Here is a 19,533-nt window from a genome sequence, read left to right on the forward strand (position 1 = left end):
GCCGACGCCGGCTCGCACCGTCGCCGTAGGATGAAGGGCGTGAGCGATCTCCAGCAGCCGTCCGTTCCGCCCGTGCCGCCGCCGGGGTATGCGCCGCCGTCTCCGCAGGCGCCCGCTCCCTCGTACCCGGCCTCGTACCCTGCGCCGACGTACGCGCCGGCTCCCGGCTACCAGGCGACCCCGAGCTCTCAGCCCGCACCGACGTACCAGGCCCCGCCCGGTGCTCTGCAAGGCCCGGCCGCGGGATACGCGGCGCCGCTGCCGGCGTCCGCTGAGCCGCGCGGCTCGACGCTCGGTGTGATCGCCCTCGTCCTGGCCGTCATCGCGGGCGTCGGCTGCACCGTGCTCGGAGGCTGGGCATCGTTCGAGATCGGCCGCGGAATCGTCAACGCCAACGACCTCTCCGCGTTCGACGAGTCGTCGCTGCGCTTCCTCTCCCCCGTGCGCGACATCGTGCTGTGGGCCGAGATCGCCTTCTGGGCGGGCACCATCGCCGGCATCACGGGGCTCGTGCTCGGCATCATCGCCGCCGTGAAGAAGCGCGGGCGCGGCGCGGGGATCGCGGCGATCGTGATCGCAGCCCTCGGCCCCATCCTCTTCGTCGTGCTCGCCGTCACCCTGTTCGGCGCGGGTGCGGCCAGCGGCGCCGCCGGACTCCAGGCCTGACCCGCCGCGCCGGCCCCGGCACTCAGGCGCGCGGGGCGTGGTGCCGCTGCTGCGCGGCGACGAGACCCTCGTCGATGAGCTGCTCGACGGCGTCGGCGGCATCCGAGACCAGGATCGGCAGGTTCGCACGTTCGGCCGCACCGAACGGCGAGAGCACCCAGTCGGCCGGATCCTGACGCCCCGGAGGGCGCCCGATCCCCACCCGCACACGGGGGAAGCCGGGCGTGGTCAGGGTGCGCGCGACATCGCGGATGCCGTTGTGCCCGCCGTGCCCGCCGCCCACCTTGAGCTTGATCGTGTCGAACGGGATGTCGAGCTCGTCGTGCACGAGCACCACGCGCTCCGGTGGCACCGAGAAGAAGCGGGCCAGGGCCGCCACCGGCGTGCCCGAGACGTTCATGAAGCTGTTCGGCTTGGCCAGCACGATTCGCGCGCCGCCGGGGCGCAGCCGGGTCTCTGCCACGCTCGCGCCCGCCTTGTGCTGGCGGAAGGACTCACCGCGCCGCGCCGCCAGTTCGTCGACGACGAGCTGGCCGACATTGTGCCGGGTCGCCGCGTAGCGCGGACCGGGATTTCCCAGCCCCACGACGAGCCACGTGTCGGTCACTGCATCCGTCCCCTCCGACGACGGAGCCCGCCTCCACCCGAACAGGCGGCGACGGGCTCCCGACATCTCGGTGCTTACTCGGCGGCTTCCTCAGCGGCCGGGGCGGCCTCGGCCGCCTCTTCGCCCTCTTCGGCCTCGTCGGTCTCGGTCTCCTCGACCTCGACGGTCGGCACGTAGACGGCGACCACGAGCAGCTCGGGGTCGGCGACCAGGGTCGCGCCCTTGGGCAGCTTCACGTCGCCGGCGACGACGTGCGCGCCGTCCTCGAGGCCCTCGACGTCGACCTCGACGTTCTCGGGGATGTGCGTGGCCTCGACCTCGACCGTCAGGGTCGTGGCGTCGAGGTTGGCCACGGTTCCCGCGAAGGGCTCGCCCACGACGACGACGGGCAGCTCGACCTGAACCTTCTCGCCCTTCTTGACGACGAGGAGGTCGATGTGCTCGATGATCTGGTGCACCGGGTCCTTCTGCACGTCCTTGACCAGCGCCAGCTGCGATTTGCCCTCGATGTCGAGCTCGAGCAGCGCGTTGGCACGACGGATGAGCAGGCCGACCTGGTGGCCGGGCAGCGCGACGTGCACCGGGTCGGTGCCGTGGCCGTAGATGACGGCGGGAATCTGACCGGCGGCGCGCAGGCGGCGGGCGAAGCCCTTGCCGAAGCTCGTGCGGAGCTCCGCGGCGACCTTGGTGTCTTGGGACATGATGTTCTCCTTCAGGCGCACGACGTGGCCGTGCGGTGGTCTGGGGTTCTGTCGTCTCGGCGATGGACACGAGGACGAGAACGCCAGTCACCGTGGTGACCGCTTCGCCGCGTCGATCACGGATGGCGCACACGCGTCATCCCTCGCCGAGGAACCCCTCTATCGTACCCGAAACAGCCGATAGGCTGATGCCATGCTCGATGCGGCCTTCCTCTCCCATGTCCTGTTCTGGTTCATCGGCGCCATGACGCTCGCCGGATCGGTGCTCACCGTCGGCGCGCTGTGCGTCATGGGACGCTCCGGCTACCGCAAGGACTGAGCCGCCGCGGCGCCCGACCTACCGCGACGACGCGGCGCCGCCGGACACCCGGCGCGCGTGCTCGTCGAGGAAGGCGACCGCCTCGTCGACGATCCGCACAGGCGCGGCCGCGACGTCGATCACGATGCCGTCCTCATCCGGCTCGAGAGGCTCCAACGATGCGAACTGCGAGCGCAGCAGCGCCGGGGGCATGTACTCGTGCGTGCGTGCGTCGACGCGCTCCGAGATGAGCTCGAAGCTCCCCGAGAGATGCACGAAGACCGTGCCGGGCGCACGGTCGCGCAGCAGATCCCGATAGTTGCGCCGCAGCGCCGAGCACACGACGACGATGTTGTCGCCGCGGTGCGCATCGAGCAGGTCGCCGATCGTGCGCAGCCACGGCTCACGATCCGCATCCGAGAGCGGAACGCCCGCCGCCATCCGCGCGACGTTGTCCGCCGGATGAAGGCGATCCCCGTCGACCGCTCGCCCCCCGGTGCGGGAGGCGAGCAGTTCGGCGATCGTCGATTTTCCAGAACCCTGCACGCCCATCACGACGACGGGCGGATGGAGCACTCGCTGCGTCACCCCTTCGTCGCCCCCGCCGTGAGTCCGGAGACGATGTACTTCTGGGTGAACAGCGCGATGACCATGATCGGGATCGTCACGACGACGGCGGCGGCCATCAGCCCGCCCCAGTCGATGCTCGCGTATCCGACGAAGTCGAAGATCGCCACGGGCAGCGTCTTCGTGCTCGCGCCGGACAGCACCAGGGCGAACATGAAGTTGTTCCACGAGAAGATGAACGACAGGATGCTCGAGGTCGCGATGCCGGGCACCGACAGCGGCAGCGTGATGCGGAGGAACGCCCCGATCGGGGTGAGCCCGTCGACCTGTGCCTGTTCCTCGAGGTCTTCGGGCATGGAGTCGAAGAACGACATCATGATGTAGAGGATCAGCGGCAGCGAAACGAACATGTGCGAGAGCACGAGCGGCGTGTAGGTGCCGACGATCCGCATGTTCGCGAAGACGAAGTACCACGGAACGAGCAGGCTGACGCCGGGGATGACCCGGGCCAGCAGCACGAGCACGGCCGACTTCTTCATCACGAAACGGCTCATCGAGTAGGCCGCGGGCACCGCGAGCAGAAGCGAGAGCACCGTGGCGACGGCGGCGACGAAGAAGCTGTTCCAGATGAACTGGATGTAGTCGGCTTGCCCGAAGACCGTGTCGTAGTTCTTCGTCGTCGGGCTGAAGACGAAGGCGGCGCCCGGGTTGTAGATGTCGACGTTCGTCTTGAAGGAGGCCAGGAGCATCCACAGGATCGGCGCGAGGAAGGTGACCGCGACGAGCACGAGCATGATGACGCGGAAGGTCTTGTACCCGCGCCCGCGGGGGCGACGGCGCTGGACGGGCGAGGTCGTCACCAGCAGCGAGGTGTCTGTCTTGGCCATCAGCGATCGCCTGCCTTCTTCTTGCGAATGGTGAGCAGCCAGATGCAGCCGATGATCATGAGGAAGAAGATCACCAGCACGGCCGACGACTCGCCGTACTTGTTGTAGTCGAAGCTCAGACCGTAGGCGTAGACGTTGAGGGTCTCGACCTCGTGGAACGATCCGCCGCCCTTGCCCTTCGTGGCGTAGAGGATGTCGAAGGTCTTCAGCGCATCGATCCCGCGCAGCAGGATCGCGGTGATGAAGGTAGGCATGACCAGCGGGAAGGTCACATGCCAGAACCGCTGCCAGGCGTTGGCGCCGTCGACGCGGGCCGCCTCGTCGGGCTCATCGGAGAGCGAGGTGAGGCCCGCGAGCAGGATGAGCACGACCATCGGCGTCCACTGCCAGATGTCCACGAAGATCAATGTCGGCAGTGCCGTCGCCTCGCCCGCGAGCCACGGCTGCGCGGGGATCCCCACCCAGGAGAGCAACTGGTTGGCGAACCCGATGGTCGGCTCGAAGATGAGCCGCCACATCATGCCGACGGCCACCGGCGTGGCCACCAGCGGCAGAAGGATGATGACGCGCACGAGGCCCTGGCCGCGGAACGGTCGCCACAGCAACAGGGCGATCGCCATGCCGAGCACCATCTCGATCACCATCGCCCCGACGGTGAAGATCGCCGTACGCCCGACGGCCGGCCAGAAACGATCGACGTCGGTGAGCACATCGAGATAGTTCGCCATCCCGATGAAGTCGTGCGGCGCGCGGATCGATCCCGACGCGTCGGTGAGGCTCAGGTAGAGCGTCCAGCCGAGGGGGAAGGCGATGAGGAGCGCGACGAATACCATCGCGGGGGCCGCGAACACCCATTTGCGGTGCCGATTGGCCCACCCGGACAGCGATGCGCTGCTCCTCCCCTTCCGGGATCCGGTGATTGTTGTCATGGTCGTCTCTCGTCGTGGTGGCCGGCGGCGCTGCGAAGGTGCACGCCGCCGGCGTCGGAAAGTCGGAAATCGAGAAGAGATCACGCCGGTCGTGCGACGGCGGGCGCCGCACGACCGGCGATGCGGGTCAGGAGTTCTCGTCGTCCAGGAACGCCTGGAAGTCGGCCTGCGCCTTGGCGATGGCCGCATCGACGTCGCCCCCGGTGATCGCCTCCACGATCGGCGCGCCCACGATCTCGCGGGCCTCGGCGACGTTGATCACGAGCGGACGGTCGTAGCCGAACCCGGTCTCGGAACCGATCGAGATCGCCTCGGCCAGCTGTTCCGGGAAGCTCGCCGTGCCCTGCGGGTCGGACCACACCGACGCGCGAGCCGCGGGAACGCCGGCGGTCTGCACCTCGAGGGTCATCTCCGGGCTGGTCAGCCACTTCACGAACTCGAAGGAGAGATCCTTCTTGCTCGAGTCGTTGTTGATGCCCAGCGCCCACGACGGAACGTTGTAGGGCACCGACCCGGCCTTGCCCGACGGGAACGGCGCGTAGCCGACCTTGTCCCAGACCGTCGAGTTCTCCTCGAGGGCGAGGTTCTGGTACAGGCTGGACGCGTCGGTGTAGAAGGCGACCTGCCCCTGCGCGAAGAGCGCGGCGGCGTCGGGCCAGCTCATGTCGGTCGACACGTTGTCGGGGCCGTACTGACCGATCAGGCGGCCGTACAGCTCGTAGGCGGCCTTGGCCTCATCCGAGTCGATGGTGGCCTTGGTGTAGTCCTTGTTGGCGAAGTCGCCGCCCTCGCTGAACAGGAAGCTGGAGAACTGCGTCACCGCTGCCGAGACGCCGGTGCGGGCGACGAAGCCGGCGATCTGGCCCTGCTCCTTGATCTGCTTGGACGCCGCCTCGAGCTCCTCGAGCGTGGACGGAACCGCGATGCCGAGGCTCTCGAGCACGTCGGTGCGGTAGTACAGCACCTCCTGCTCGGTGATGATGGGCACGCCGACGACCGCGCCGTCGAAGGTCGTGGCTTCAACGGGGCCGGACTGGAAGTCGTCCCAGTCCCACTCGGCGTCCTGCGTGACATAGTCGCTGAGGTCGGCCAGATAGCCGTTCTGCGCGAAGAGTTTGCCCTCTTGCAGCGGGCGGTACATCATCACGTCGATCTCGTCGGTGCCCGCATTGAGCTTGACGTTGTACTGGTCGGACAGCTGGTCCTCGCCCAGCTGCGTCACCTCGACGGTGACCCCCTCGTGCGCCTCCTCGAACTCGGAGATCTTGTCCTTGACGATGTCCGTCCACACGTGGTTGGCGAGCGTGACCCGGAGAGTCTGCTCGCCGCCCTCGCCACCGCCGGAGTCGGCGGAGGAGCATCCGGCGAGGAGGCCCGTGGTCAGCGCTGCGATCGCGACACCTGTGGTCGCGACTCGAATCGAACGATGCTTCACTGCATCTCCCTTCATTGGGCACGAATCTCATCCTCCGTGGATGACGTGCTGTGTTAAGGTCGAATAACCCCTATAAATAATACTAGTACCACGAAGCGCCGATAGTCACGAAGCAGTAACGTGTCGGTTCCGCGCCTCGCGGCTCACACGCAAGGAGGCTCACTGTGGACATCACTCTCACCGGACAGGTCGCGATCGTGACGGGCGTCGGGCAGGGGATCGGGCGCGAGATCGTCAAGACCCTCGCCGCCGAGGGCGTGACGACCGTCGCGCTCGACATCAACGAGGGCGACCTCGCCAGCCTCGACAAGGAGCTGTCCGAGATCGGCGGCGAGCACGTGCAGTACGTGTGCGATGTGCGCGACGGCGCGCGCATCCGCGAGATCGTCGCCGATGTGGATGCCCGCTTCGGGCGCATCGACATCCTCGTCAACAACGCGGGCGTCGGCGGCGACGGCCTGGTCTCCGAGCTGAGCGAGGACGTGTGGGACCTCTGCTTCGACATCAACGTCAAGGGCACCTACCTCACCTGCCAGGCCGTGCTGCCGATCATGAAGCGCCAGCGCCGCGGACGCATCATCAACGCCGCATCGTTCGCCGCGATCGTGCCGATTGTGGGCTCCGCCGCCTACGCCGGCTCCAAGTCGGCCGTCAACCAGTTCACCCGCGCCCTCGCCGGCGAGGTGGGCCCCTGGAACATCACCGCCAACGCCTATGCGCCCGGCATGGTGCCCACCACGCTCAACCACTTCACCGAGCGCGACCAGGCCGAGCAGGACCGACTTCTGGACACCCTCACGCTGCGCAGCTGGGGCGAGAAGGCCGACATCGCGAACCTCGTCTGCTTCCTCGCCTCCGACCAGGCTCGGTACATTACCGGTACGTTGATCGATATCAGCGGCGGCAAGCTCGCCACTCAGGTTCCGCGTCTCGCCTACGAGCACGCCGGCGCGCTCTGAGCGCCCCACGTCTGAAGGACACCATGGTCGATCTCACCTCCTCGGGTTCTCCGAGCGCGAAGCACCGCAGCCGCGTGGGCAGCGGACTCTACGCGCACGTCTTCGAGATCCTCGGTCAGGAGATCATCGACGGGACCCTTCCCGTCGACAGCATCGTCTTCGCCGAGCAGATCTCCGAGCGCTTCGGGGTCTCGCGCTCCGTCGTGCGCGAGAGCCTGCGCTCGCTGAGCTCGATGGGCCTGCTCGAGTCCCGCCCGCAGGTGGGAACGCGCGTGCAGCCCAGAGAGAGGTGGGACCTGCTCAACCCGCACGTCGTGTACTGGCGATCGCAGGGGCTCGACTACCGCCAGCAGATGCGCGAGCTGCTCGAGCTGCGTCTCGGGCTCGAGCAGGCTGCCGCGCGCTTCGCGAGCGAACGCATCACGCCCGAGCAGGCGGAGGGCCTCATCGCCGCCGCCGACGGGATGCGGGCCGCGATCGAGGAGAGCCACGACCTCCGGGCGTTCTTCGACGCGGATGCGAAGTTCCACCGGCTTCTTCTCGAAGGAACCGCGAATCCCGTCATCGCCCAGCTGTCCGACACCATCGGCGCCACCCTGCACGCCCGCGCCATGGACACCCGGCCGGGGATGCACGACATCACCGAGACGTCGATCGAGACGCACAGCGCTCTCGCCGCGGCGATCGCCGCGCACGACGGGCCCGAGGCGGAGCGGCTGGCGAAGCTGCTCGTCGCCGACACGCTCGACGAGTTCTCGTGAACGCGATGACGGCGGGCGGCCGCGCAGGCCCGCCCGCCGTCATCGCGTCCGGTCTGTCCGCGAGCGAGATCAGTCGAAGACCATCACGCTCTTGATGTTGCGCCCCGACTCCATCGCCTCGAATGCTTCGAGCCAGTCCGCCAGCGGATAGACCCCGCCGAGCACCTTCTCGGTCTCCAGGCGGCCCGTGGAGAACATCGACAGCACCGCCTCCCACGTCGTCCAGGTGTGCGAGAACGAACCGGCGAGAGTGACGGCCTTGGCCACGAGCGGGTCAAGGCTGAAGTTCAGCGGCTGCGGTCCCCATCCGACCTTGACGATCGTGCCGTAAGGGCGCACGATATCGAGCCCCTGCTTGAGGGCGATGCTCACGCCGGTGGCGTCGATCACCGTGTGCGCGCCGAGCCCGTCGCCCAGGCTGCGCACGAACGCGGTGGCGTCCTGGGCCGTGATGTCGATCGCGTGATCGACACCGAGCTCCTTCGCCTTCGCGAGCCTGGCCGCATCGATGCCGGTGCCGAGCATGACGATCTCGCCCGCTCCGCGCAGTCGCGCCATCTGCGCGGCGAGCTGCCCGATCGTGCCCGCGCCCTGGATGACCACGACGTCGCCGGGCTTGATGTCGGCGCGCTCGACGACAGCGGTGTACGCCACCGCGAACGGCTCTGTCATGGCCGCCTGCTCGAAGCTCACGTTGTCGGGGATGCGGTGCAGCACCCTCGGCTCGGCGACGAGGAACTCGCCGAAGGCGCCGTCACGGATCGCGCCGTACCCTTCGCGCTCGGGGCAGAGGTTGTAGCGGCCGGTGCGGCACAGGGCGCACACGCCGCAGATCTTGGCGGCCGTCTCGCAGACGACCCGGTCGCCGGGCTGCCAGCCGCTCACGTCATCGGCGACGGCGGCGATGACGCCCGCCGTCTCATGGCCGAGCACCAGCGGCAGGGCGATCTCCCAGCTCTGCCCGTTGCGCAGCATGTGGATGTCGGATCCGCAGACGCCGACCGCCCGGGTGGCGATCAGGACGGTTCCGGGCTCGAGCTGCGGTTCGGTGACCTCTCGGATCTCGACGGCTCCGTCTTCGAGCCCGTACTTCACCAACGCCTTCATCGTGCGATCTCCCGTCCGCGCGCGAGCGCGTCGTCCTCGATATCGGGTCGCGCGAGGCTCTCCAGCCCCGCCGCGGCGCGCGCCGCCTCCTGGGTGGCGACCCGGACGGCGGTGGATCCGCCGAAGTACACTTCCCGCGCCTCGCGCAGGAAGAGAACCGACTCGTGCATCTCGTCCATCCCGTTGACGCCGTCCTCGATGCTGACCCAGCCGTCGTAGCCGACGTCGGCGAGCGCGCGGAAGATGCGCGGGTAGTCGTTCATGCCCTTGCCGATCACGCCGTGCTGCAACGCGGGCGAGTAGCCGATCGTGCCGTCGGCGAGCCGGAGGTCGTCGAGGGTGGTCCCGGGGGCGAGGAAGCGATCGGATGCCTGCATCGTGACGACGCGATCGATCACCTCGTCGAGGAAGTCCGCCGAGTCCATGCCCGCCGTGATGGCGTTGGAAGGATCGAACTGCACGCCGAAATGCACCCGATCCTCGATCGCGTCGACGATCTCGCGGAAGACATCGCCCTTCTGGGCGAACTCGACGTGCTGCCAGCTGCCGTCCTTGTAGTGGTTCTCCATGCCGAGCGTGATGTCGAGCTCGCGGGCCACGGGAAGCAGCCGCTCGTAGGCGTCGACGACCCAGGCGACCCCCTGCTCGCGGGAGACCCCGGGGTGCTTCTGCCCCGACAGCACCCGCGTGCTGGCCCCAGCTCCCCCCAGGCGGCGGGTGATGCGCATCATCTCGAGCTGGCGATCGAACTCGGATTCGCGCACCGAGGCGTCGGGGTGCGTGAAGTCGGGCGAGGTGCAGAGCATCGGCATCTCGAACCCCTCGGCGTCAAGGGCCTCCCCGATCGCATCCAGGTGATCGTCGTCGGTGCGCCAGAACATGCCCGAGTAGAGCTCGAGGCCGTCTGCCGGCAGGGTCGACGCCTTGGTGATCCACTCGAAGACGGTCATGGTGCGGGCGTCGCTGAGGGCGGCCAGGTCGCCCTTCGGGAAGACGCTGATTCTCATTGCAACCTCTTTGTCGATGATCTTCACGGGACAGAACGTCCACGTCGAATAAATCTTACCTATAAGATCAGTAGACGCACTGGCATCGTCGCCGAAAGGATTCCGGAATGCCCATCGCCGCACACCGCCTTCAGCAGTGGGTCACCGACCTGCTCACACGCTGGAACTATTCACCCGTCGACGCGGAGTACCTCGCCGATACCCTCGTCGACGCGAACCTGCGCGGCGTCGACTCCCACGGGGTCATCCGTCTCGGCGCGTATCGCGCGCGGCTCGACGCCGGCCTCACCAGCGCGACCGCCGAGCCCGTGCTGAAAGGCACGGGTGCCGCACTGAGCGTCGATGCGAACGGCGCCGCGGGGCAGATCGCCGCGCGGCTGGCGGTGACCGCCGCCCGCGATGCGGCCCGCGAGCACGGCATCGCCGCCGTCGCGATCCACGGCAGCACCCATTTCGGGGCGGCGGGGTACTACGCGCGCGCCCTTGCCGACGACGGCCTCGTCGCGATCGTCGTCTCCAACTCCGAACCCATCGTCGTGCCCTTCGGCGGCCGCGCCCCCCTGTTCGGCACGAACCCGTTCGCGTTCGCCGCCCCGACCAGCACCACCCCGATCAGCCTCGACATGGCCACGAGCACGTCGGCCATGGGCAAGGTGATGGTCGCCCAGGCCGAGGGTCGCCAGGTCCCCGCGGACTGGGGCGTCGACGCCGGCGGCAACCCCACCACCGATCCTCACGAGATCACCGCGCTGGTGCCCGCCGGCGGCCCCAAGGGCTACGCGCTCGGCTTCCTCGTGGAGATCCTCGGCGGCGTGCTCACCGGCGCGGCCATCACCCACGGCATCGGCAACATGTACAACGACTTCTCACGCCCGCAGGACGTCGGCCACTTCATGATCGCGATGGACCCGACCCGCTTCATCCCGTTCGACGACTTCACGGCGCGGATGGATGCGCTCAGCGCGGAGGCGCACAGCGTCTCCCCCGCCCCCGGCTTCAGCGAGGTGCTCGTGCCGGGCGAGCCGGAGGAGCGCACCAGCCGCACCCGGGCCGAGACCGGCATCCCGCTGGCCGCCGCCACGGTCGATGAGCTCCGCGCGCTCGGCGCCGACGCCGGCCTGCCATTCCCCGAGGAGGGCGAATGAAGGTTCTGCTGCCCTCGACTCTCGCGTTCGACATCACTCCGATCGAGGGCGTCGAATTCATCGAGTACGACGTCGACGCCGCCGTTCCGGCCGAACACCACGACGCCGAGGTGCTCGTCACCTGGGCGAACCCGACCGGACCGCTGGAGCAGGCCGCCGCCGCCCTCACCCGGCTGCGCTGGATCCAGACGCTCTCGGCAGGTTCCGATCAGGTGCTGGCCGCCGGCTTCACCCCGAACGCGGTCATCACGTCGGGCCGCTCGCTGCACGATCTCACCGTGAGCGAGCACGCGCTCGCCCTCACCCTCGCCGCAGCGCGAAGCCTGCACACCACCACGCGCGCACAGATCGGGCACCGCTGGGCGGGCGAGCTCGGCGGTGCGCAGCCGATCCACGATCCCGACCGCTTCACCACGCTGCGCGGCGCCCACGTGCTGATCTGGGGATTCGGCTCCATCGCGCACACGCTGGCCCCGCATCTCACCGCGCTCGGCGCGCACGTCACCGGCGTCGCCCGAAGCGCCGGCGAGCGGGGCGGGTATCCGGTCATCGCCGAGTCCGATGTCGACGACGCCCTACCAGGAACCGACGTGCTGATCATGATCCTCCCCGGCACCCCTGAGACCGCGGGGATCCTCACCGCGGAGCGGATCGCGCTGCTGCCACGGCGCGCATGGGTCGTCAACGTCGGGCGCGGCACAACGATCGACGAGCCCGCGCTCGCCGATGCACTGCGCCGCGGGTCGCTCGGCGGTGCCGCGCTGGATGTCACCTCCGTCGAGCCGTTGCCCGCGTCGTCCGAGCTATGGGATCTTCCCCGCGCCATCATCACCCCGCACGCCGCGGGCGGACGCCCCATCGGCGCCGACGACCTGATCGCCGACAACCTCCGCGCCCTCCTCGAGGGCCGCGCCCTCACCAACGTCGTCGCACGCTGAACCGCGACCCTCATCCCCGGGAGCACCCATGTCCACGACCATCCGACACCTCACCCGTGAGAACCTCACCCGCCCGCTCGTGCAGATCTCGCTCGATCTGACCAACAACGACGAGGCGCTGCGCACCGCGGCGGTCGCCGTGGAATCCGGCGTGGACTGGATCGAGGTGGGCACGCCCCTCGTGCTGGCCGAGGGCCTGCACGCCGTGCGCGCCCTGCGCAAGGAGTTCCCCGACAACCCGATCGTCGTCGATCTGAAGACCATGGACGGCGGATACCTCGAGGCCGAGATGATGGGCGATGCGGGCGCGGATGCCGTGCTCGTCATGGCGCGCGCGCACGATGCGACCATCGAAGCCGTCGTCAACGCCGGCGAGCGCTTCGGGATGCTCGTGATGGGCGACGACCTCGCGGAGCCCGACCGGGTGGCGGCCTGCCGGCGCCTGGAGGGGCTGGGCGTGGGGATGCTCATCCACCACATCGGCTACGACCACCGCAACATGCATCCGGAACTCGGCCTGAGCCCGCTCAGCGAGCTCACCGACATCGTCGCCGCCACCTCCGTGCCCGTGCAGGCCGTCGGCGGCCTCACGATCGACGAGGCCATCCGCTGCCCCGAGGCGGGAGCGCCCGTCGTCGTGTTCGGCGCGCCGCTGGCCATCGACGGCAAGACCTTCAGCCCCGCGTCGGGCGATCTCGGCCGGGTGCTGACCGAGGCGGCCTCCCGCGTGCACGCCGCCGAGATCCGCTACCCCGCGAGCGCCTGAGATGACCACGAACAGATCACCGCGCCGCGTCGCCTGGATCACGGGCGGAGGCAGCGGCACGGGCCGCGCCGTCGCCGTCCGCGCCGCCGCGAGCGGGCGGGCGGTCGCCATCAGCGGCCGTCGCACCGAGGCGCTCGAGGAGACGTCCGCGCAGATCGTCGCGGCGGGCGGCGAGGCGCCGCTGATCGTGCCCCTCGACGTGCGCGACCCGGAGGCGCTCGCCGCCGCGCACTCGCGCGTCGCCGCAGAGCTCGGCGCCGTCGACGACCTGGTGCTCGCCGCCGGAGTCAACACCCCTCAGCGCACCTGGGCGGATCAGTCGATCACCGAGTTCGCCGCGATCGTCGAGACCAACCTCACCGCCGCGGCCCGCGCCGTCGACCTCGTGCTGCCCGGGATGCGCGAGAGCGGCGGCGGAACGATCGTCGTCGTGTCGTCGATCTCGGCATGGCGCCTCTCACCCGGCGCGGGCGTCGCCTACACGGCGAGCAAGCGCGGCCTGAAGGCGCTCACCGAGACGCTCAACGGCCAGGAGGGGCGCGCGGGCATCCGTGCCACCCTGCTGCTGCCGGGCGACATCGACAGCGAGTTCCTGCGGCTGCGGCCGGAGGAGCCGGGCGAGGCGGAGCGTGCGCGGATGCTGACCCCCGACGATGTCGCGAGCACCGTGCAGTGCGTGCTCGATCTCCCCGCGCACATCACCGTCGACGAGCTCGTCGTGAGTCCGACCGGCTTCTGACGAGGCGTGGGCGGGCTCGGCTCACCCGTCAGTGCATTTCGACTTGCACGCCGCCGACGTCGAACTCCCCCGCCTGAAGATTGCGGATGCGGCGGACGCCGATCTCGCGCGCGGAGAAGCCCTCGATGGAGGGAATCGCCCGCAGCAGGTACCACTCGTGCTCGTCATTCATGGCGGACAGGATCCCCGCGGCCTTGCCCAGACCGCGCATCCATCCCGGCACCTCTGCACCGAGCTGATCCAGCGCCTCGGTCGCGTTCAACGCGACATCGATGCGGAGGGTGCGCGACTGCCCCGGCTCGATCGTGCATGGCTCACGATAGAACACGTTGAGACCCTCGTAGCGGCCGCGGACCTTCTGAGTGCTCACCGGGTTCTCCCGGTCGTCCTCGGCGAGCTGGATGCGCACTTCCTCGACGCGGCGCTGCTCGTCGGCACCGTTGGTGATCGTCACTGCGACAGCGATGGACGGGTCGCTCCAGCGGAAGGTCTTCGGCGCCTCGAGCATGACGTCGATGCCGCCGTCATCGAACATGTGCGTGATCTTGTCGAAGAAGCCCATGTCCCCACTGTGCGATCCGAAATGCGGAACGGCATCCGTGCCCGCCACGGGGGTGTGCCCCACCGCGAACTCGGCGACCGTTCCGGCCGGACACACCCTGGTGCCGTGTACGGATGCCTCGGTCGGCAGCGCCGCCTACCGTCGAGCCCATGACCGGGACTCTTCTCCGCAGACGCCGCTTAGCCGGGATCGGCATCGCCGCTGCACTCTCGGCGGCCCTAGCCGCATGCGCGACCCCTGCCGCGCCGGATGCGGCGGGTCCGGCATCGGAGGAACCCCCGAACACCCCGGCATCGGTTGCCGACGGTCTCTGCGCGCATGCGGACGAGGTGGCGAAGCTCATCACCACGGCGAACCTGAACGAGGTCGCCGACCCTTCGGCGGTTCCGCAGCGGGTCGCGGATGCGGTGGCGCTGTTCGACGAGGTCGAACCCCCGGACGAGATCGCCGAGGCGTGGGGGCGGGTGGGCCAGCTCTTCACCATGCTCGATGAGGCGCTGGAGGGCAAGACGATCACCTCAGCGGACGATCTGCGCACGGTGCTGCCGCAGGATGATCCGGAGGCCTTCGCCCTGGTGCTGCTCGTTCCCGGTCAGGCGGAGATCGTCGGGCTGCACCTGCAGGACGAGTGCGGTGTCGAACTGGGCCTGTCCACTCCCGCGGTCGCCGATGCCTGCTCGGTGATCGATCCCCTTCAGCTCGGCTCGGTCTTCCCCTCCGGTGCTCCCGCCGGCAAGCCCGTGCGCTGGCCCAACGCCACCGTGGAGTGCACGTGGAGTGGCGACGAGAACGAGGTCGGCGTCGTGTTCGGACCGGGTGAGGCGCTCATCGCCGAGACGTTCCGCGACATGGCGCCCGTGGAAACCGTCGCCGGGGATCCCGAGGTGCTCGTCTACGACGGCGCGCTGGGCCCGTTGCGGTTCCGGGGCGGTCGTACGGCGGTGGTCCAGAAGGAGGTGGCCGCGGTGCTGGTCTCGGTCGCGGCCGGAGGTGACCGGCGCGCTGAGGCCGACAAGGCGATCGCCCTGGCGATGTCCGCGGCGCTCGCGCTGGGCGACTGACCTCACCCCTCCAGCGCGGAGGCGAGGTCGTCACGGCCCGAGATCTCGAGTTTGCGGAACACCTTCGAGAGGTGGAACTCCACGGTGCGTTCGGAGATGAACAGCCTTCGCGCGGCCTCCGCGTTGGTCGCCCCGGTGGACACCTCTTTCGCGACCTCGAACTCACGGGGTGTGAGGGTTGCGACGACAGGGGGCGCCGTCTCGGGGACCGCCGCCCGGCGTGCTCCGCACGCCGCCAACTCAGAACGCACGACGTCGCACAGTGGCGCGCATCCGAGCCGGGTGAACACCTCCTCAGCGAGGTTCAACTGCTCGTACGCATCGGACTTGCGCCGGGCGCGGCGCAGCCGTTGCCCCCACAGCAACCGCGTCCGTGCCGTCTCGAACTCGTCCCCGATGTGCGTGAGGATCGCGACGGCCTCGGCGAACAAGGCATCGGCGCTCTCCTGCTCCTGCGCCGAGACGGCGCGACAGCGTCGAGCCATGCCCCGCATCCCCGCGTGATCCAGCGCCTCAGCCGCGTGCTCGTACTCGCCCAGCTCATCGTCGAGGATGTGCGCCCGGCCCAGGTGCCACGCCGCCTCGACGGCGTCGGGGAGCGTGGAGAGGAATCCGGAGACCACCGAACCCGAACTCTGCTCGATCTCTCGCATCCGCGCCCGATGCTCGAGCGCTCCCTCGAAGTCACGGGCCATCAGAGACTGCGTCGCCCGCACGGCGCGGTCCAGGTGCTCCAGTCCGTCCATCCAGACCCGCGCGTTCACCCGCGCCCGCGCACGGACCGCCTCGCACTCCTCCTCTTCGCCCTGGATGGCACGCAATTGCGCGTAGCGCAGGAGGAAGAACGGCAGCGGTGCGTCGAGATCCGTGTCGCGCAGGGTGCGCTCCAGAGTGGCGAACTCGGGCACCACGCGTTGCCAGTGCCCCGTGGACTGGGGCAGGTACCATGCCAGCGTCCGCAGGACCGAGAGCCCGGTCGCCGTCGGGCCGGACTCGTCGATCACCCTCAGACATCGATCCAGGATGCGCCGCACCTGCGCGTGTTCGCCGAGCCAGTTGAGCACGACCGAGATGAATCCCATCGACGCGCCGAGCTCGTGCACCCGGTCCCATGCGAAGGCGTCGACCCAGTCCGAGCGGAGCACGGCACCCGCGCCGGGTGCGGCGATCATCGTCGCGGCAGCATCCGCGAGCAGCCGCTGCTCAAGCGAGGAACTGCCGGCGCGAAGATCAGTGCCCAACTCGTGAGCCTCGCGGTAGCGGCCGGAGGCGAGCGCCGCCGAGGTGAGGATCTCGAGCAGGCGTGCCGCCGATTCCCGCTCGGCCGCCTCGCCCTCCGCACGTACGCGTGCGCACAGCGCGCGCAGACGGTCGATGTCTTCAGACATGACGGAATGCAGCCACAGATCGAGGACGGCGCGGCGGACGGCGGCTGCCACCCGAGCGCCGTCGGTGCGCGCCTCCTCCTCCAGTCGTTCGATGATCCGCTCCGCCTTCGGGGCGGACCCCGCCCGCAGGTAGCCATCGGCGGCCAGCAGGAGGTGCTGCCACCGCCCGGCGCCATCGTCCGTCTGCGCCAAATGCTCCCGGTACATGCCGGCATCGGCATGTGCGTGATGACGCTCGGCGTACTCGGCCGCCGCCGCCCACGCAATGCGCAGTTCGGTCACGGACGCCTCGGTGCAGCGGCTGAGGTGGAAGGCATAACGCAGCGGGTCGTCGGCGTGGAGATCGGCAAGCGCACGATGCACCCGATCCCGCTCGGCGCGATACGCCGCACGTCGCATCGCTGCGGGGATCACCGGATGCCGGAAGTGCTGCGCATTCGCGTCGAGCCGGATCAGTCCCATCCGCTCGGGCGCGTCCAGATCGCCGTGGTCGCATCCCACCGCGGACAGGAGTGTCGAGCGTTCCTGTTCGTCGACGCTGTCGAAGCTCAGCGCCAGCAGGGCTATCCTCTCCCGCGGCGCGAGAGCGGCGAGGCGCTGCGCGAACAGACCCTCCAGGGATTCACCGAGCGGCAGATCCTCCGGCAGCGGGTCGGCGCCCCGTCGCTGACGGGTGCTGAGCTCGACCGGAATCTCAGAGAGCGCCAGGGGGAGCCCGGCCGACTGTTCGGCGATGCGCGCGATCACCTGTCCCGACGCGTCCGGGGCGACCCGGCTCAGCAGTGCGGCGGCCTCCTCGTCGGTGAACGGCTCCAGCGTCAGCGTCGTGCCGAGTTCGCGCACGTACTCGTCGGCGTCGCCCGGTCTGACCGACAGCACCAGGCACACGGCATCGGCATCGAGCCGACGGCAGGCGAACACGAGGGCGCGCCTGCTCGGCGCGTCGAGCCAGTGCACATCGTCGACGAGCACGAGCACCGGCCGGCTCTCTGCCGCCGCGGCCAGCGATTCCAGCAGCCGGATCGCCATCCGCAACGGGTCGTCTTCCTCGGGCAGAGGGCCGTCGAGCGCGCGAAGCAGTCCATCGATGCCTGCTCCTGGCAGCTCGGTCTCGGCGGGGTGGCCGGCGGCGCGCACGACACGGAAGCGGTCGCGCGCGTCGTCGGCGACGGCATCCAGCAGCGCGGTCTTGCCGATGCCGGCCGGGCCGCGCACGACGATCGTGCGTGCCGAGCCGTCGGCGGCCGCCTCGAGCGCCTGCGCGATTGCGGCCCTCTCCACCGCCCGGCCGATCAACTCCGTCGCCGCCATTCCGCCAGCTTAGAGTGACGGAACCGCGCGGCGCAGAGTGTCCGACGGCGCGGTCACCATTGGCCCGGGATGCGCCGGGCGGCGTCGCGGATCGGGCCGGACGCCGCCCGCGACGTCACTCGCCCACCCGCGCCCTGCGTCGACGCAGGAGCAGTCCGCCGAGCCCGATCAGTGCCGCTCCCAGCACGGCCTCGGCGGTCGCCGCCGGGCCGCCGGTGGCCGGCAGGCCGTCCAATCCGTCCGGCCCACCGGGAACCGAGGGGGCAGGATCCGGGTCGGGAGCAGGATCCGGATCGGGAGCAGGATCGGGATCGGGATCGGGATCCGGATCGGGGTCCGGCGTCACACTCACGCACTTCTCCGGCATCGCGAAGTCCACCGCACCCCACGGGCTTCGCGTGCCCGCGGCATCGACGCGCTCGATCTCCACGGCCACCTGATATCCCATGGAGCTCGGCGGTGCCAGCGCACTGTGATCGCGCAGGTCGAATGTCCAGGTGCCGTTGGAGCCGACGGCATCGTTGTCGCTGTTGAGCTGCTGTCCGGTGACGAGGGGCGTGAAGGCGCCCGAGCCGTAGCCGGCGATGTCGACGAACGCGTTCGAGTCGCCGATGTTGAACGTCTCGAACGTCAGGGTGCACACGTCGAGCGTCTGGACGTCGCCGGTGATCATCCAGTCCGCCACCCCGATGCCGTTGATCTGCGCATAGGCGTCATCGACCGGTGCGGGATCCAGTTCCTCCACGGTCACATCGTCGATGGCCACGGCGGTGTCGGGACAGCCGCGCAGTGGTGCGGTGCCGGAGACGCCGTTGCCCTCCCGGTCTATGGCGGTGACGCACAGATCCAGCTGTCCGACGATGTCGGGAGGGAAGGTGATGACGGTGTCGAAGGGCTCGACATCAGCGCCGTTGTCGCGCCGCGTGAGATACCCGTACGGGCCGATCGACGAGCCCGCTCGCGCGAAGATCTGAATGGCGACCACGCCGCTGCCGGCGTCGCTCGCGCTGGCGCTGAGCACCAGAGGCGCGGGATGCGTGGTGCCCGTCGACGGGGTGAGGACCGTCACGACCGGCGCATCGGAATCGGGCGGCGGCGGTGCCCCATTGCTGGCGTTCGGGGTGACGTCCGAGCCGGAGCGGATCTCCCACTCCGTGCTGCCGTCGTGCACGCGCGCGTAGCTCTGCCCCGGCGCCAGAGCGGGGTAGGTGACGACGTCGACTCCGCCGCCGGTGTTGTGCAGGGTGATCGTCTCGCCGCCGTCGTCGAGGAAAGGCGGATCGACCCAGCGCAGCGCGAAGTCGGCGACCATGTTGCCGCATCCCGCCGAGGTGCTGTTGCCGTCGTCGTCGGTGATCTCGCAGATCGTGGCCCCGATGGCCCCCGTCGTGGGGTCGTAGACCTCGACCCACTCCGTTCCCGTGGCCGGGTTCGCGAAGATCTCGTTGATCACGACGTGACTGCGGATGGTGTCGGCCGAGGCTGCCGGTGCGGTCAGTGCCGCACCACCCAGCACGGTGAGCAGGAGGGTTGCGAACACGCGAGCGGTGCGATTTCGATGGGGCATGGGTCTCCAAGGGCAAGGTACGGACGGGGGTCACCACGGCTTCACAATCCAATCCGGACGGCCCGCACGGGCGCATCCGGGGTCGCCACCGGGGTGTACAGCGCACGCGCCCGCGCTCGACCAACCGCCCGG

At 69.5% G+C, this 19,533-nt stretch carries 20 protein-coding genes; 9 read left to right on the forward strand and 11 right to left on the reverse strand.

Features of this window, described 5'->3' with window-relative positions; all coding sequences use genetic code 11:
* The first annotated feature begins 39 nt into the window (after nucleotides 1-39).
* The gene (locus BKA02_RS00905) at nucleotides 40-666 is read left to right on the forward strand and encodes a hypothetical protein (RefSeq protein WP_179430425.1); all 627 of its coding nucleotides are present in this window, start codon (nucleotides 40-42) and stop codon (nucleotides 664-666) included.
* Nucleotides 667-688: 22 nt separating this feature from the next.
* Here the strand turns inward: BKA02_RS00905 and pth are convergent, their stop codons facing one another.
* Together pth and BKA02_RS00915 are read right to left on the reverse strand one after the other, a co-directional pair.
* On the reverse strand, nucleotides 689-1,273 hold the full coding sequence (gene pth / locus BKA02_RS00910; RefSeq protein WP_179430427.1) for an aminoacyl-tRNA hydrolase: 585 nt from the start codon (nucleotides 1,271-1,273) through the stop codon (nucleotides 689-691).
* A gap of 74 nt (nucleotides 1,274-1,347) precedes the next feature.
* The gene (locus BKA02_RS00915) at nucleotides 1,348-1,974 is read right to left on the reverse strand and encodes a 50S ribosomal protein L25/general stress protein Ctc (RefSeq protein WP_179430429.1); all 627 of its coding nucleotides are present in this window, start codon (nucleotides 1,972-1,974) and stop codon (nucleotides 1,348-1,350) included.
* A 193-nt stretch (nucleotides 1,975-2,167) separates the two neighbouring features.
* Between BKA02_RS00915 and BKA02_RS14460 the strand changes: the two genes are divergently transcribed.
* Nucleotides 2,168-2,293: a hypothetical protein gene (locus BKA02_RS14460; protein ID WP_281370255.1), complete on the forward strand. Its 126-nt coding sequence runs from the start codon at nucleotides 2,168-2,170 to the stop codon at nucleotides 2,291-2,293.
* Between the two features lie 18 nt (nucleotides 2,294-2,311).
* Here the strand turns inward: BKA02_RS14460 and BKA02_RS00920 are convergent, their stop codons facing one another.
* The 4 genes from BKA02_RS00920 to BKA02_RS00935 all read right to left on the reverse strand — a co-directional run bounded on the left by BKA02_RS00920 (nucleotide 2,312) and on the right by BKA02_RS00935 (nucleotide 6,090).
* Nucleotides 2,312-2,848, reverse strand: coding sequence for a gluconokinase (locus BKA02_RS00920; RefSeq protein ID WP_343045310.1), 537 nt, complete (start codon nucleotides 2,846-2,848; stop codon nucleotides 2,312-2,314).
* An 8-nt stretch (nucleotides 2,849-2,856) separates the two neighbouring features.
* On the reverse strand, nucleotides 2,857-3,726 hold the full coding sequence (locus tag BKA02_RS00925; RefSeq protein WP_179430431.1) for a carbohydrate ABC transporter permease: 870 nt from the start codon (nucleotides 3,724-3,726) through the stop codon (nucleotides 2,857-2,859).
* Complete coding sequence (locus tag BKA02_RS00930; RefSeq protein ID WP_246285948.1) at nucleotides 3,726-4,655, reverse strand: carbohydrate ABC transporter permease; 930 nt, start codon at nucleotides 4,653-4,655, stop codon at nucleotides 3,726-3,728. The genes BKA02_RS00925 and BKA02_RS00930 overlap by 1 nt, the downstream gene beginning before the upstream one ends.
* Before the next feature lie 127 nt (nucleotides 4,656-4,782).
* On the reverse strand, nucleotides 4,783-6,090 hold the full coding sequence (locus BKA02_RS00935) for an ABC transporter substrate-binding protein (RefSeq protein WP_343045311.1): 1,308 nt from the start codon (nucleotides 6,088-6,090) through the stop codon (nucleotides 4,783-4,785).
* A gap of 164 nt (nucleotides 6,091-6,254) precedes the next feature.
* On the opposite strand from BKA02_RS00935, the gene BKA02_RS00940 reads away from it, so the two are divergent.
* Nucleotides 6,255-7,049 carry an SDR family NAD(P)-dependent oxidoreductase gene (locus BKA02_RS00940; RefSeq protein ID WP_179430435.1) on the forward strand — a complete coding sequence of 265 codons (795 nt, stop codon included), beginning with the start codon at nucleotides 6,255-6,257 and terminating at the stop codon, nucleotides 7,047-7,049.
* Nucleotides 7,050-7,072: 23 nt separating this feature from the next.
* A complete protein-coding gene (locus tag BKA02_RS00945) occupies nucleotides 7,073-7,810 on the forward strand; it encodes a FadR/GntR family transcriptional regulator (RefSeq protein ID WP_179430437.1) in 738 nt (245 codons plus the stop codon).
* Nucleotides 7,811-7,879: 69 nt separating this feature from the next.
* Here the strand turns inward: BKA02_RS00945 and BKA02_RS00950 are convergent, their stop codons facing one another.
* Together BKA02_RS00950 and BKA02_RS00955 are read right to left on the reverse strand one after the other, a co-directional pair.
* The gene (locus BKA02_RS00950; protein ID WP_179430439.1) at nucleotides 7,880-8,917 is read right to left on the reverse strand and encodes a zinc-dependent alcohol dehydrogenase; all 1,038 of its coding nucleotides are present in this window, start codon (nucleotides 8,915-8,917) and stop codon (nucleotides 7,880-7,882) included.
* Complete coding sequence (locus tag BKA02_RS00955; RefSeq protein ID WP_179430441.1) at nucleotides 8,914-9,924, reverse strand: sugar phosphate isomerase/epimerase family protein; 1,011 nt, start codon at nucleotides 9,922-9,924, stop codon at nucleotides 8,914-8,916. Before BKA02_RS00955 ends, BKA02_RS00950 begins: the two co-directional genes overlap by 4 nt.
* Nucleotides 9,925-10,031: 107 nt before the next feature.
* Between BKA02_RS00955 and BKA02_RS00960 the strand changes: the two genes are divergently transcribed.
* The 4 genes from BKA02_RS00960 to BKA02_RS00975 are packed head-to-tail and all read left to right on the forward strand — an operon-like array spanning nucleotide 10,032 to nucleotide 13,512.
* Entirely contained in the window at nucleotides 10,032-11,069 is a 1,038-nt protein-coding gene (locus BKA02_RS00960) for an Ldh family oxidoreductase (protein ID WP_179430443.1), read from the forward strand.
* Complete coding sequence (locus BKA02_RS00965; RefSeq protein WP_179430445.1) at nucleotides 11,066-12,007, forward strand: phosphoglycerate dehydrogenase; 942 nt, start codon at nucleotides 11,066-11,068, stop codon at nucleotides 12,005-12,007. The genes BKA02_RS00960 and BKA02_RS00965 overlap by 4 nt, the downstream gene beginning before the upstream one ends.
* Nucleotides 12,008-12,035: 28 nt before the next feature.
* On the forward strand, nucleotides 12,036-12,773 hold the full coding sequence (locus tag BKA02_RS00970) for an orotidine 5'-phosphate decarboxylase / HUMPS family protein (RefSeq protein WP_179430447.1): 738 nt from the start codon (nucleotides 12,036-12,038) through the stop codon (nucleotides 12,771-12,773).
* A 1-nt stretch (nucleotide 12,774) separates the two neighbouring features.
* Nucleotides 12,775-13,512, forward strand: a complete 738-nt coding sequence (locus tag BKA02_RS00975) for an SDR family oxidoreductase (RefSeq protein WP_179430449.1) — start codon at nucleotides 12,775-12,777, stop codon at nucleotides 13,510-13,512.
* A 28-nt stretch (nucleotides 13,513-13,540) separates the two neighbouring features.
* Here BKA02_RS00975 and BKA02_RS00980 read toward each other — a convergent pair whose 3' ends face one another.
* The gene (locus tag BKA02_RS00980) at nucleotides 13,541-14,170 is read right to left on the reverse strand and encodes a hypothetical protein (protein ID WP_179430451.1); all 630 of its coding nucleotides are present in this window, start codon (nucleotides 14,168-14,170) and stop codon (nucleotides 13,541-13,543) included.
* A 53-nt stretch (nucleotides 14,171-14,223) separates the two neighbouring features.
* On the opposite strand from BKA02_RS00980, the gene BKA02_RS00985 reads away from it, so the two are divergent.
* Nucleotides 14,224-15,135, forward strand: a complete 912-nt coding sequence (locus tag BKA02_RS00985) for a hypothetical protein (protein WP_179430453.1) — start codon at nucleotides 14,224-14,226, stop codon at nucleotides 15,133-15,135.
* A 2-nt stretch (nucleotides 15,136-15,137) separates the two neighbouring features.
* Here the strand turns inward: BKA02_RS00985 and BKA02_RS00990 are convergent, their stop codons facing one another.
* Nucleotides 15,138-17,834: a helix-turn-helix transcriptional regulator gene (locus BKA02_RS00990; RefSeq protein ID WP_179430455.1), complete on the reverse strand. Its 2,697-nt coding sequence runs from the start codon at nucleotides 17,832-17,834 to the stop codon at nucleotides 15,138-15,140.
* A 115-nt stretch (nucleotides 17,835-17,949) separates the two neighbouring features.
* On the reverse strand, nucleotides 17,950-19,374 hold the full coding sequence (locus BKA02_RS00995) for an LPXTG cell wall anchor domain-containing protein (RefSeq protein WP_179430457.1): 1,425 nt from the start codon (nucleotides 19,372-19,374) through the stop codon (nucleotides 17,950-17,952).
* Between the last annotated feature and the right edge of the window lie 159 nt (nucleotides 19,375-19,533).

Origin of the sequence: Microbacterium pseudoresistens (genome assembly GCF_013409745.1) — a bacterium.
Classification (GTDB): Bacteria; Actinomycetota; Actinomycetes; order Actinomycetales; family Microbacteriaceae; genus Microbacterium; species Microbacterium pseudoresistens.